The following is a 13,579-nucleotide window of genomic DNA, read 5'->3' on the forward strand; positions in this document are numbered from 1 at the left end:
TACTAATTAAAATTGCAATTCTCAACTACCAGAGTTGCTGCACCAAGGAGTGCCGGATCAATTGCCAGTTCAGAGACTTTTATATCAGTATGTTCGGATAACATCGGAATACAGAACTCATTTATGGCCTGTTGAATTGGTGCCATGAGGATTTTTCCTGCGATTGCCCCTCTTCCGCTTAAGACAATCAATTTAGGATTGGTGATGTGAATCAGCGTGGAAATTCCTTTTCCGATCAGGAAAGCTGCATCGGACAGGATGGAAACCGCGAGCGGGTCCCCGGCTTTTGCAGCGACCAGAAAATGATCACCCGGCAATTTAGATTCATCCAGAAACAGGATTTCCAGACTAGAATTTACGCCCGCAGTGATTTGAGTTTTTGCACGTTCTACCAATACCAGTAGAGAAGTATCTACTTCGAGGCAGCCACGTTTTCCACAAGAACAAAGCTTATTACTTTGGGAAAGCGGGATGTGGCTAAATTCTCCGGCATAGCCGCTATGACCTCTAAAAAGACTACCATTGATGACCATACCTAAGCCAATTCCCCAGCCGATATTGAGCACCATCACATCTTTTGTGTCCTTGGCAACGCCGAATTTCATCTCCGCCAATGCGATAAGACTAGAATCATTGTCGATAAACACTGGTAAGTTTAATGCTTTGGCGAGATGTTTAGTCAGGTTTCCATCACCTGGAACTTTAAAAAAGGTATGGTTAATCCCTTCTTCAGCATTCATAAAGCCTGGCATTCCGATACCTATTCCCAAAATCTGATCTGTGGTAATTCCCGAACGGGAAATGTAGTCTTTTAAAAAATCCAGCAACACGGGTATACCTTCTGCACCCTCGCTAAGACTAATTTTCAGCTGTTCAGACTCCATGACCGCCTGATTGAGCAGATCATAGATGACCACCTTGGTGACCAGCTGATCCATTGCGACTGCAACAATATACCGTTGCTTTTCCTTATTCAATAAAAAGGTCAGTGCACGACGTCCGCCTGTAGATGGCGCCAGACCATATTCCAGCACATAACCATCGCTTACCAAGTCATTAATTGTGCTGGTAATTAAAGGCAGACTTTTACTAACGAGTTTACTTAACTCAGTCAGCGTTAACATTTTGTTGTAATACAAATGTTTGATAACTTCTTTACGAAGTTGGTGGTATTTTCTGGTTGTGGCGTTCACGGTCGGTTATTTGGCTAATCAAACTTATAATAATTATTCCAAATAATAACACTACTTTTTAAATTATTTTCTAAGTACCGCCCGCTTTTTATCTAAAAGATAAAAGAAGGTAGCCTACAAAAACTACTTAATCGGGCTAAAAAGCCATAAACCAGCAAATTTACAGAAAGTTATGCCCACAAAAAAAGCCCTGTAGAAATTTAAAAATCTACAGGGCTTTTCGTTTAAAAGAGCGGGTTTATTTTTGCGCCCACCATAAAGGAGTTAACACTTCATCGGCACCATTTAAAGCTTTCAGTGCTTGCTCATAGCCTTTAGCATTGGTATCTTTCAAACCAGAAGGATACTTTAAACGCTGAGGGAAGAACTGCACTTTACTTTCCATGTAATTGCTTTTATTTAATGCCGGTAGATTTGGCAATTCGATTTCTATTGCAGGATTTTCAAAGAAAGGCAGGCCTAAACGTCTTTGATCATTCCATGCTTCTAAAGGAAGCCAAGGTGTTTGTGCAATAAATTTCTGTGTAATAATTTTTGTCAGGCGATCATTTTTAACTGTACCATTTTTATAAAGATCATTTTTAGGATACAATACTTTTGCAACACCGGCTACATCAGTATATCCATTTTTAAAATCCATATCATGACTAGCGGCAGGCTCTGTGATGTGATCCCAGTTTACCGAAGTACCTACCCTGTTGAAGTCATTAGAAGTTAAATAAGTGGCTAAACCAGCAGCTCCCCAATAGGCAAAGCTGGATTTGATCCCTGCTTCATAAGCGGCTTTACCAGCGATTGGTGTTGACCATCCACGTTCTGCGGCTTCAGCCAGTAGGAAATACGTTTCCCAAGGGGCAAAGAACACACGTTTGTTGGCACTCAATCTGAATTTACTAGATAAGCGAGGCATGGTACCGGCATAAGCACGAAGCTCATTTTTAGTCCCTTTAGCACCCCAATCACCAGTGTTGGAAGCATTCCAGTTGAATTTAGCATCAATCTTTTTAACTACATTATTATCCTTATCATTCAATTTTCTAACCGTAGTTATGGCATCATCCTGTCCGATAGGGAAGAAACTGAAGCTTGGATTTTCAAAATCACCAGGAATAATAAAGGTTTTATAAGCACGTGGATCTATAGTTTCCGGCAGACCATCGAACCAATATCCAGCGGAAGGATTATTGGTCATTGAGGTAAAGTGATCATCCAATTTTAAACCCAACCAGTTGGCTGGTTTGATGAATGGCGCAAACTTTGGATCCAGCTGATCGGCGGATTTCACACCACCAAGACCAAGGTAGATATTGTTTAGCGTAGCAGAAATATACTGCGCATTACCGTTTCTACTCATCACACCGGTTAAGTTATCCCAGCCATCTCTTTCCTGCACTTCAAAAGTTTCTGTGCTTTCGGTGATAAAGTTACTACCGGCCGCAGCGTCTTCAAACTCCGCTTTAGCTTTATCCGGATCCACTTCTGATAACCTCATGGCCAAACGCATGCGCATTGAATTCGCATATTTGATCCATTTTGCATAATTGTATTCGTAAGCGGGATCCATTTTTTTCAGGGCAGCAGTATTCACTACAGACACATCAATTTTAGAAGTTGCATCTTTCAATTCCTCCAGCAGGTAGTAATAAATATCTTTCACGTTATTATACTCCGGATTGCTGCTTTGAAAAGCAAGAACAGGAATCGGACCAAAATTATCTGCCATTTCGCTCATCAGATAGGCGCGCCAGATCCTGGCCACCTGTGCCACATTATTGGTATAAGCAGCATCAGTACCTGAAGCTTTTTTATCGGCGGCTATTTTAATTGCAGTATTTGCGTTGTTTAACCAACCAGAAATCTGGTTAAAATAGATGGTGATGTGCGTATCATCATGAGTACCATTAAAAAAAACACCGTTACTTTGTTGGTGACCGGCAGTTTTCCAGATCAGGACAAAAGCTCTTTCCGCTACTTCCGGATTTTGTTGTGCACCGATAATGGAGTTATTCAGGAAATATTCTGGTTGCACCTGATCCCCACTTGCGGCAACAGGGTTCACATTTACCTCATCAAATTTTTTACATGACGTCAGCAACAGAGATGTTGCGAGTAGCGTACATGCGGTTTTTATAATTATTTTCATTAGAATATCTTTTAATTAAGGAAGATCCTCAGGTTAATAAATTTAGAAGCCCAGTGTCAGGTTGAATAAGAAAGTACGGGTAGTTGGCGCAGAAAAGTTTTCGAAACCAGTGGCATTGTTACCTGTAGCATATACTGATTCCGGATCAATCCCGTGCATATCACCATAGATCAACCATACATTGTTGGCTGAAACACCGATTTTAGCTCTTTGCAATGGTGTTTTAGCTAAGAATTTACGTGGTAAATCATAACTGATCTGTACATTTCTCAATCTCACATTGGTTGCATCATAGATGTTTTCCTCAGAGATCCCAAGGTTACCATAGCTATGTATTTTCGCCCAATATCTTTCCGGCGTTACCGCAGTGGTATTCTGAACATATTTGCCACCGCTTAAGATCACACCATTTACGACCATCTGGTCTCTTAAACCATTAGGAGCAGTGATGCTGGCGTTACCATTCTCTTGCAAACCAGCATTGGTTCCCGAGAAAATTTGTCCGCCAAAACGAGCATCTACCAAGAAAGAGAAACCGATTCCTTTATAAGAGAAACTGTTGGTGAAACCCAAAAGACCTGTAGCCTGTTGATTTCCTAACCTTGCATTTTGCGCTCCTCTTTGTGGTAATCCGTTACCATCTAAGATCAGCTGACCATTAAATTCGCTGTTCGGATCTTCCACTCTCATGTACTTGCTACCATAGATTTCACCGTATTTTTGTCCGGCGATACCCAATACGCGAAGGTCATCATAGCCACCCAACGGGTAAGTATTGATTTCACTATTTAAGGAAATGATTTTGTTGGTATTGGTAGAGAAATTCAGCATCATATTCCAGTTTAAGGAATTAGGATTTGTCAATACCTTCGCATCTACCATGGCTTCAAAACCAGTATTCTGGATATTACCTGCATTGATTTTCTTACTTTCATAACCACTCAGGGGATCCATTGGGATGTTCAGTAATTGTCTGGTGGCATTAGATTTATAGTAAGCGATATCGAAACCGAATCTACTTTCGAAGAACCTCATTTCGGCACCTACTTCAAATGCTTTAATCAGCTCACTTCTTACCGAAGGATCATAAAGCACCTTATCTCTACCTGCGATAGGATTTCCGTTTGGATCTTTACCCACCACATAGGTATTGTACAATTGATAAGGAGGAAGGTCGTTACCAACTTCTGCATAGGAAGCCCTTACTTTACCGTAGCTCATCCAGGAAGGCAGGGTACCACCAATTTTGGTGATCATATCAGAAAACACGAATGAAGTACTGATAGAAGGATAGAAATACGAGCGGTTTGCAGCGCTTAAAGTAGAGCTCCAATCGTTTCTAAAAGTCAGGTCAAGGAATAAATACTGGTCCCAGTTTAACTGACCGGATCCGTAAACAGAGTTGATTTGTTTCTTTCTAAAATCTTCGGTTACGCTTGGGAAGCCCACACCATTATTGACAGAGAAGAAATCAGGAATGATAAATTCTCCGGAGCTAGCGCCAATTTCAGATTGTTGGTTTTTCATTAAGTTACCACCTAAGGTTAATGAACCACCTACTTTACTGAACAGGTTATCTTTTTTAGCGGTCAATAAAGCACTAAAGTTAGTTTCTGTAAACGTACGTTTAGAAAGGCTGTATCTACCATTGGTTGAGCTAGGGCTACCTGCATATAATTTAGCATCAGAATTGGTGGTATAAATATCTGCACCAGCTTTAATTTCGGCTGTTAACCAATCTGTAGCCTGATATTTCAGGGAACCATTCATTAAGAAACGATCTCTGATATCCTGGTTCAGGTTATATTGACGCGTCCAGTAAGGGTTCGACTGCGTACCACCGCTATACCATAACATTTTTCCTGCTGCATTTTTTGCTGCGCTAAAATCACGGATATCCATTGATCTTGGCAGGTTATAAATCGTAGAAAAAGCATTTTCATTTCTATTCCCTAATAAAGGTCTGTTTTCGGCATTGGTATTATTGTATTGCACCTTAGTATCGGTTGTCCACTTATCCGTTTTACCAAATTTAGTAACCGCTCTGGCCATTAAATTTGTTCTGGTCAGTTTCACACCAGGGATCACACTTCTATCATCTGCGCGATTTAAAGACGTATAAATAGACGTACCTTTAAACTGTTGCTGGAAGGAGATACCATTATTTAGAGACACACCGTTCTGGAAATAGTTGCCTACGTTATCAAAGCTTTGCAAAGGAGCCTGCTCACCATTCCATTTAGTAACGGTCTGACCTTCGATTTTTGGCCCCCAACTTGTGCTTGCTGCGCGATCATAAAGGCTGTTTGTACCTTGTCCGTAAGTATTTTGCATATCCGGACTCGCCATAATACTTTCTATACCTACAGAAGAAGTTACGGTAATACCCAATCCATTTTGCAGTTTTCCAGATTTGGTGGTGATTAAGATCACACCGTTACCAGCTCTTGAGCCGTAAAGTGCGGAAGCAGAAGGGCCTTTCAGGACCGACATACTTTCAATATCTTCCGGATTGATGTCTGATAAACCATTACCCATATCCAGACCCGGATTAGAGAAATCGTTATTTGCAGCACCGGTAAAGTTATCCATTGGCACCCCATCTACTACGATTAAAGGCTGATTATTACCTGTTAAAGAGTTGTTACCCCTTAGTGTGATTTTAGAAGAACCACCCGGACCAGAACTGGAACGTGTAATTTGCAAACCTGCTACCTTACCGGAAAGCGCGTTTACAAGGTTAGGCTCTCTGGCATTCACTAAAGATTCCCCTTTAATTTCCTGCATGGCATAACCCAGAGATTTTTTCTCTCTTTTGATACCAAGGGCGGTTACCACCACTTCATTTAGTTTATTTGCTTCATCCTCCATCACTACATTCAGCGTAGTTGAAGTACCAACATTTACTTCTTTTGTGGTTAAACCAATTGAAGAGAATACCAATACTGCACCAGACTTCACAGAAATACTGTATTTACCATCTCCATTTGTAGAAGTACCGTTTTTAGTACCTTTTTCTGTGACACTCACTCCCGGGATGGATTGGCCTGATTTTTCTGTTACCGTACCGGTAACCTTTTGCTGGGCATAAGCAGCTATTGTTATTACATTCAATAACAAAACGGCCATACACCTCCTGTACATCTGCTTCATCTTATAAAGATTTAATTGTTAAAATTTAGGTTAATAGTTGTCAATATTATTGTGTTAAATGCTTTTAGCATATTCTTAAAATAAAAAGGCCCACAGCGAGAACTAGTTAAAATCACAGTTTTCGATCACGAGTGTTGCGGCGCCAAGCAGTCCGGAATCCATGTTCAAAGCAGACACTTTAATCTCCGTATGTTCTGCCAACCTGGGGATACAAAACTCGTGGATGGCCTGTTGAACCGGTGCCAGCAACATTTTCCCGGCGCTGGCTCCTCTCCCTCCCAAAACAATAAGTTCCGGGTTGAGGATATGTATTAACGTGGCCAGACCTTTTCCAATCAGAAAAGCTGCATCCGAAAGAATCGTAACGGCCAGGGGGTCTCCCGCTTTAGCTGCTTCCAGGAAATGATCGCCATGGCGATTACTTTCATCAGTAAAACGCTGCTGCAAGCTTGAACTTACACCGCGTTCCATTTCCGATTTCGCCTTTTCCACCAAAACCAGTAAAGAGGTATCCACCTCCAGGCAACCTTGTTTTCCACAGGAACACAACTTATTGCTTAAAGAAAGCGGGATATGGCTAAATTCACCGGCATATCCGCTATGACCTCTAAACAAGCTCCCATTGATGATCATACCTAAGCCGATGCCCCAGCCGATATTAACCACCATCACATCTTTCAGCTTCTTCCCTTCGCCGAACTTCAATTCTGCCTGTGCAATCAGACTGGAATCATTGTCGATGAATACCGGCAATCCCAGTTCTTTAGTCAGGTGTTCCCTTAAACTTCCTTCTCCGGCTACTTTGAAAAAAGTATGATTGATTCCTTTGGCCGCATTTACAAAGCCCGGCATACCAATGCCGACACCTAATATTTGCTCCAGCGGAACACCGGATTTTTGCAGGTAATTTTTAAGGAATCCGATCAGGGTTGTCATAATCCCGGGATCATCATGGAGCGTTAATTGTAGCAATTCAGGTTCCACACGCTGCTCATTTAGTAAATCATACAGGGCTACCTGAGTAACCAACTGATCCATAGCAACGGCGATAATAAACCTTTGTTTTTCTTTATTCAATAGAAAAGTTAATGCTCTTCTACCACCTGTGGAAGGTGCAAGCCCATATTCGAGAATATATCCGTCCGCCACCAGGCTATTCACCACATTGGTAATTAAAGGCAGACTTTTATGTGTCAGGAGACTCAATTCAGTAAGTGTTAACATCTTACTGTAATACAAGTGCTTAATCACATCTGTCCTTAATTGACGATATTTCTTAATACTAGCTGTCAAAGTTTATCATTTAATTGCTCAAACTTAAAATATATTTGCCACAAAACAGGTACACTTTTTAAATTATTTTTAAAGTAATAATGACTTGCGTTTAAATCACATAAAGATTTACCCCTTAAGTGTATAGCGCGCGCTGATTGGAAAATGAAAAGCAATTGCATAAAAAAACGGCTGATGCAAAGCACCAGCCGTTTTTTTTTTAGATTTTTTGGAAGTTTAATTGATTCCGCGGAACAACCTGTTCCATCTGATCTTATTTAAGAAAGATCCATGGTTATCATAGCTCATCCAGATGAACAATGCCTTTCCAACCACATGGTCTTCCGGTACAAAGCCCCAGTAGCGCGAATCCGCTGATCTGTGGCGGTTATCGCCCATCATCCAGTAGTAATCCATTTTAAAAGTATAACTATCTGTAGCCACACCATTGATCGAATAACCATTACCTGATTTCTCCAGTTTATTACCTTCATAAATGCGGATGGCTCTTTCATAAAGCGGCATCGTTGCACTGTCCAGTTTAACTGTCCAGCCTTTTTTAGGGATAATAATTGGCCCAAAGTTGTCTACATTCCAATCTCTTTTTGGATCAAAAGGGAAAATATCCGGATCTCTTTTTCCTGCTGGTTCAACTTGTTCCTGCACCGACTGTACAAAGCTCAGTTTACGAACTTCGGCCATCATTTCTGCGGTACCGGTAAACTGGTAAGTATTTTGGTTCATGGCAGAAATTTCATCAGAAACATTAAAGCCAATATCTTCGAACACTTTGAAATTCACATCAGCAGTTTTAAATACCACTTCATAAGAAATCTGTCCGGTACTTTTCAGTGGATCTGCGCTACCATTCAGGTAAACTAATCCGCCTTTCATGCTGATGGTATCACCTGCAATCGCAATACATCTTTTGATATAATTTTCTCTTTTATCAACCGGGCGGGAGATGATGGTAAACTGACTGTTCACCTGTTTCCAACCCAATGAACGAACCATCTGGTAGTAATCCTGATCCTGGTATTCTACTGCAACCGTATCACCCTGTGGGTAATTGAAGACCACCACATCGTTTCTTTTGATATCAGAAAGACCTGGTAACCTACGGAAATCCCATTTTACACCTTCCCAATACGCTTTAGTACCAGTAATTGGCATGGTATGGTGGGCAAAAGGAAAAGCAACAGGAGTCATTGGAATCCTTGCGCCATAGTTCACTTTACTCACAAATAAGAAGTCACCAACCAATAACGTACGCTCCATGGAAGCAGTAGGAATGGTATAGGCTTCAATAAAAAACACCCTGATAATGGTGGCTGCGATTACCGCAAATAAAACGGCATCGAACCATTCGCGGCTTTTAGACTTTTTCTTACCTGGCTTGGTATCTTTATTCTTTTGCCAGAATTTCCAATTCATATTTTTCTATTTAAAATTAAATATATCGGCTATGTTATAAAAGCCTTGTTTATTTTGCAACCACTCCGCTGCAACTATAGCGCCCAAAGCAAAACCAGCACGGTTATGTGCGGTATGTTTTATCTCAATCTCGTCCACTTCAGAACTATACACTACGGTATGCGTTCCGGGAACATGTTCAATACGGTGCGACTCAATCAACACCTGATCTTTCTTGATGATATCCTCAAAAGGGCTACCCACCAATTCATTTACCCATTCCTTTTTGCTGTCCAGCGCATCAATAATGCCTTCTGCAATGGTCATGGCCGTGCCACTTGGCGAATCCAGTTTTTGGGTATGGTGAATTTCTTCTACCTGCACGTCATAGGCAGGGAAATTGTTCATCACTTTGGCCAGAACCTGATTGATATGGAAGAAGATATTTACCCCGATACTGAAGTTTGATCCATAAAGCAGGGTATTGTTACTGCTTAGGCAGGCATTCTTCACTTCCTGCAATTCTCCGTACCAACCGGTAGAACCTACAACGATAGGCACATTGGCTTCAAAGCAAAGGTAGATATTCGGAATTGCCGCATCCGGAATACTAAAATCTATGGCGACATCCGCTTTCGATAAATTAGCTACAGTTAGCTCATCCTGATTTGAAGAGTTAATTTTCAGGACCACTTCATGGCCTCTTTCCAAAGCAAAACGTTCAATAATCTGACCCATTTTACCATAACCCAATAGTGCTATTTTCATTTTCGTTGGTTCTTTAATAGTTTTAATCCGTTCTTTTAAAAACGGATGGCTAGTTTAACTCCCGGTGCCGGTAAATTTAATCCGTACATGGTGCTGCCACCAAACACCGCATTATTGTTCATGATGGTCGGCGATATTTTTACAGAGACTTCTCCTACATCAAAATATTTCAATCGGGCATCTACATAAGCATCTACGACATTTAAAAGATACAAGCCAACAAAAGAGAAAAGGATGACATCTTTGTTTCTTCTATATGTATCTTTTGCGGTGATCAGATTCTCGCGGGATACATTTTCATAAGTTTTACTAGGAAATCCCTGTGGCAGCTTTACCAGCTCTGGATTTCCACCATTTTCTTTCAATGCCGCTGCATAGGCTGCAGCCTTATCCCGCTCCTGTAATTCGGTAAGAAAGATATGGTAATTTTTATTGTTGTCGATATAAGAGATCGTCAGCAAAGTGGCCCCGGTATAGATACCAGCTACTTTTAACCCGCGATAAAGATTGAAACCACTTCTGATTTGCCCCAATCCCGGTACCAACATCGAGCGTATCATGGCCTGTCTACCGGCAATTTTACCAGGGTTTACATACTTAGGTTTTAAAGTATCTACTTTATTTTTAACTGGTTTAACCAGCGCGCTGTCTTTTTTTAGTGGGGTAACTTCCTGCGCATTCGCGGCGATGGAAGCGACAAACAATAATCCAGACAAAAGAAAAGCCTTTGACATTACCAATCCAATAATTCTAAAATCCTGCTCAGGTCATCTTCCGACATGAAAGGAATTTCGATTGCACCTTTACCGTTCTCCCCTACTTTAAGTTTCACTTTCGTAGAAAACTTGGTAGCGAGGTCTTTTTGTAATTTTTGGTATTCAAAAGACACGCCATTTGGCTGTTTCGGACGTTTAGCGGTAATATCTAAACTATTGATACTTCTCACCAGTTCTTCTACTTTCCTTACAGAAAGACCTTTTTCAATAATCTCGCGGTGGATAAAAAGTTGTTTTTCTACATCTTCTACATTGATCAGCGCACGGGCATGACCCATAGATATTTTCTGATCTCTGATGGAGATCTGAATCGAGGGCGGTAATTTCAGTAAACGAAGGTAATTGGCAACGGTAGTCCGGTTTTTCCCGACACGTTCTCCCAATTGATCTTGTTTTAAGTTACATTCTTCGAGCATCCTTTGAAAAGACATGGCGATTTCGATGGCATTCAGGTTTTCACGTTGAATGTTCTCAATCAATGCCATTTCCAGCATTTGCTGATCATTGGCATTGCGCACATAGGCAGGGATTTCCGTTAGGCCGGCCAGTTTAGAAGCCCTCAACCTACGTTCACCAGAAATCAACTGGAATCTATTTCCCGGTTGTTTTCTAACGGTAATGGGTTGAATCAGGCCTTGCACTTTAATCGACTCCGAAAGTTCAATTAAGGCAACCTCATCAAATTCCGTACGTGGCTGATAAGGATTGGTATCAATATCACTGATTCTGATATGACCAATCGCACTGTTATTGCTATTTTCCTGTCTGTTTTCACTGACAGGATTGACTCCGTTTTTCGGTGGATTCACCGAATCGCTGTCATCTAAAAGCGCACTTAATCCTTTACCTAAACCTGTTTTTCGCTGAAAAGATGTCATTAAAATAGTTTTATATAATTGCTTTATTTACATCCTGCTCTTCCGTCACCAATCCGTTTTTACGAACGATTTCGCGGGCCAGGTTCAAATAGTTGATCGCTCCTTTACAGTTGGCATCGTGCATAATCACGGATATACCATAACTAGGTGCCTCACTCAGGCGTGTATTTCTTTGGATAATCGTATCAAATACTAAGTCCTGGAAATGGGTTCTTACTTCTTCTACCACCTGGTTTGACAAGCGTAAACGCACATCATACATGGTTAATAAAATTCCTTCAATTTCCAATTCCGGGTTTAAGCGATTCTGAACAATCTTAATAGTGTTCAGTAACTTACCTAATCCTTCCAGGGCAAAATACTCACATTGAACCGGGATAATTACCGAGTCCGCAGCGGTCAGTGCATTGATGGTAATCAAACCTAAAGAGGGCGAACAATCCACGATAATAAAATCGTACTGATCTTTCACTTTCTCCAGTACGGCCTTCATTTTATACTCTCTGTTATTGAGGTTGATCATCTCAATTTCCGCACCTACCAGGTCGATATGTGCTGGGAGCAGGTCTAAATTAGGGGTTTCTGTTTTTTGAATGGCATCCATCGGTTCGATATCATTGATGATACACTCGTAGATGCTATTTTTAATACTTCTTGGGTCAAAACCGATACCTGAGGTTGAGTTAGCCTGTGGATCTGCGTCTACCAATAAAGTTCTGTATTCCAGTACGGCTAAACTTGCGGCTAAGTTTATAGATGAAGTCGTTTTACCTACACCACCTTTTTGATTTGCCAATGCAATAATTTTACTCATTTATCTTTTTAATAATTACCAATTATTTACTGAAGGCTTGCTGTTACCTGATTTAAATCTATAAAAAATGCTATTTTTGTATTGATTTAGGCACATTTTAACGATTAGCTAAGATACAAACAATTTGACACTTACTGCATAGCACCAATATAGTGTTTTACACATCTTATTAACAATTTTTTACATGGTAACCATCATTTCCGGAACAAACAGACCTGGTAGTAATACGCTGAAAGTATCAAAATATTATCAAAAAGTACTGGCAGAAAAAGGATTAGAAAGTCAGGTCTTCAGTCTGGAAGCGCTACCGGACAATTTGATTGCTTCAGATTTGTATGGAAAGAGAAGTCCGGAGTTTGAACCGATCCAGGAAATGATGACCAAAACCAGCAAATTCCTGTTCGTAATCCCGGAATACAATGGGAGTTTCCCGGGGGTACTAAAAACCTTCATTGATGCCTGTCAGTTTCCAGATAGTTTTTACGATAAAAAGGCCGCTTTAGTGGGGATCTCTTCCGGGAAATATGGCAACATCAGAGGTATTGATCATTTCGGCGGGGTATGTAGTTACCTCCATTTACATGTACTCCCATTAAGGATTCACATTTCGATTATCAAAACGGAGTTAAATGAGCTGGATGAGATTTTCAAGGAAGACACCTTAAAATTCAGCAACCAGCAAATGGACAAATTTATCGCGTTTTAGTCGGCTTAAACGCCGAAACTAGTCCAGCTTTTCCCTTCATTTCCGAAAACAAAGTAGCCCGGGTACAGCATTTCTGCGATATCTTCCAGTAAAGCCACCAATTCTTCCGGACTTTCTGCAGCCGCAGCCTGATCGTCTAATAAATAAACCCTGTTGTATTCTACAGCAGGCCATTCTTTCTGAAGCAAGGAAGGAACAACACCCATCATTTCTAACATACTGGTATCTTTTTCTACGTAGATGATTACCCTTGCCTGGGTCATATCAGCTTGTAAAACACCACCAGCATCATTAATTACGCCTTCCAAATCACAGTTCAAATGATTTTCGGTATCCAGACAGGCGACTGCTACCTTCTCCATAAATTTTATTTTATGCTGGACAAGATCCACACGCTCCTGAAGCATTTCATTTAACGCTTCATCTTCCACCTTATTTATAACTGCATTTAAAAAAGACATAT

The 13,579-nt window shown here is 40.8% G+C and carries 11 protein-coding genes; 1 reads left to right on the forward strand and 10 read right to left on the reverse strand.

The features are described 5' to 3' along the window. Nucleotides 1–2 precede the first annotated feature (2 nt). The 9 genes from R2Q66_RS16585 to R2Q66_RS16625 form a co-directional block, all read right to left on the reverse strand. A complete protein-coding gene (locus tag R2Q66_RS16585) occupies nt 3–1,193 on the reverse strand; it encodes an ROK family protein (RefSeq protein WP_316751000.1) in 1,191 nt (396 codons plus the stop codon). A gap of 238 nt (nt 1,194–1,431) precedes the next feature. Beyond that, nucleotides 1,432–3,336 (reverse strand): SusD/RagB family nutrient-binding outer membrane lipoprotein, encoded by a 1,905-nt coding sequence (locus R2Q66_RS16590; RefSeq protein ID WP_316751002.1) that lies wholly within the window; start codon nt 3,334–3,336, stop codon nt 1,432–1,434. Between the two features lie 42 nt (nt 3,337–3,378). After that, entirely contained in the window at nt 3,379–6,489 is a 3,111-nt protein-coding gene (locus tag R2Q66_RS16595) for a SusC/RagA family TonB-linked outer membrane protein (protein WP_316751004.1), read from the reverse strand. A gap of 102 nt (nt 6,490–6,591) precedes the next feature. After that, nucleotides 6,592–7,782: an ROK family protein gene (locus R2Q66_RS16600; RefSeq protein ID WP_316751006.1), complete on the reverse strand. Its 1,191-nt coding sequence runs from the start codon at nt 7,780–7,782 to the stop codon at nt 6,592–6,594. Between the two features lie 216 nt (nt 7,783–7,998). Then, nucleotides 7,999–9,195, reverse strand: a complete 1,197-nt coding sequence (gene lepB / locus R2Q66_RS16605) for a signal peptidase I (protein ID WP_316751009.1) — start codon at nt 9,193–9,195, stop codon at nt 7,999–8,001. A 6-nt stretch (nt 9,196–9,201) separates the two neighbouring features. Next, nucleotides 9,202–9,942: a 4-hydroxy-tetrahydrodipicolinate reductase gene (gene dapB / locus R2Q66_RS16610; RefSeq protein ID WP_316751011.1), complete on the reverse strand. Its 741-nt coding sequence runs from the start codon at nt 9,940–9,942 to the stop codon at nt 9,202–9,204. A 35-nt stretch (nt 9,943–9,977) separates the two neighbouring features. Continuing rightward, on the reverse strand, nt 9,978–10,676 hold the full coding sequence (locus R2Q66_RS16615) for a DUF5683 domain-containing protein (RefSeq protein ID WP_316751013.1): 699 nt from the start codon (nt 10,674–10,676) through the stop codon (nt 9,978–9,980). Further along, nucleotides 10,676–11,596 (reverse strand): ParB/RepB/Spo0J family partition protein, encoded by a 921-nt coding sequence (locus R2Q66_RS16620; protein WP_316751015.1) that lies wholly within the window; start codon nt 11,594–11,596, stop codon nt 10,676–10,678. Before R2Q66_RS16620 ends, R2Q66_RS16615 begins: the two co-directional genes overlap by 1 nt. Before the next feature lie 10 nt (nt 11,597–11,606). Further along, the gene (locus R2Q66_RS16625) at nt 11,607–12,410 is read right to left on the reverse strand and encodes an AAA family ATPase (RefSeq protein WP_316751017.1); all 804 of its coding nucleotides are present in this window, start codon (nt 12,408–12,410) and stop codon (nt 11,607–11,609) included. A 184-nt stretch (nt 12,411–12,594) separates the two neighbouring features. Between R2Q66_RS16625 and R2Q66_RS16630 the strand changes: the two genes are divergently transcribed. Further along, nucleotides 12,595–13,116 (forward strand): NAD(P)H-dependent oxidoreductase, encoded by a 522-nt coding sequence (locus R2Q66_RS16630; RefSeq protein WP_316751019.1) that lies wholly within the window; start codon nt 12,595–12,597, stop codon nt 13,114–13,116. Between the two features lie 5 nt (nt 13,117–13,121). Here the strand turns inward: R2Q66_RS16630 and R2Q66_RS16635 are convergent, their stop codons facing one another. Next, nucleotides 13,122–13,577, reverse strand: a complete 456-nt coding sequence (locus R2Q66_RS16635) for a hypothetical protein (protein ID WP_316751021.1) — start codon at nt 13,575–13,577, stop codon at nt 13,122–13,124. Between the last annotated feature and the right edge of the window lie 2 nt (nt 13,578–13,579).

It is taken from the genome of Pedobacter gandavensis (genome assembly GCF_032677645.1).
Lineage (GTDB): Bacteria > Bacteroidota > Bacteroidia > Sphingobacteriales > Sphingobacteriaceae > Pedobacter > Pedobacter gandavensis_A.

Coding starts and splice junctions, on each gene's coding strand:
- R2Q66_RS16590 (WP_316751002.1), bottom strand. CDS start 3,336: ATGAAAATAATTATAAAAACCGCATGTACGCTACTCGCAACATCTCTG.
- R2Q66_RS16595 (WP_316751004.1), bottom strand. CDS start 6,489: ATGAAGCAGATGTACAGGAGGTGTATGGCCGTTTTGTTATTGAATGTA.
- lepB (WP_316751009.1), bottom strand. CDS start 9,195: ATGAATTGGAAATTCTGGCAAAAGAATAAAGATACCAAGCCAGGTAAG.
- dapB (WP_316751011.1), bottom strand. CDS start 9,942: ATGAAAATAGCACTATTGGGTTATGGTAAAATGGGTCAGATTATTGAA.
- R2Q66_RS16615 (WP_316751013.1), bottom strand. CDS start 10,676: ATGTCAAAGGCTTTTCTTTTGTCTGGATTATTGTTTGTCGCTTCCATC.
- R2Q66_RS16620 (WP_316751015.1), bottom strand. CDS start 11,596: ATGACATCTTTTCAGCGAAAAACAGGTTTAGGTAAAGGATTAAGTGCG.
- R2Q66_RS16625 (WP_316751017.1), bottom strand. CDS start 12,410: ATGAGTAAAATTATTGCATTGGCAAATCAAAAAGGTGGTGTAGGTAAA.
- R2Q66_RS16630 (WP_316751019.1), top strand. CDS start 12,595: ATGGTAACCATCATTTCCGGAACAAACAGACCTGGTAGTAATACGCTG.
- R2Q66_RS16635 (WP_316751021.1), bottom strand. CDS start 13,577: ATGTCTTTTTTAAATGCAGTTATAAATAAGGTGGAAGATGAAGCGTTA.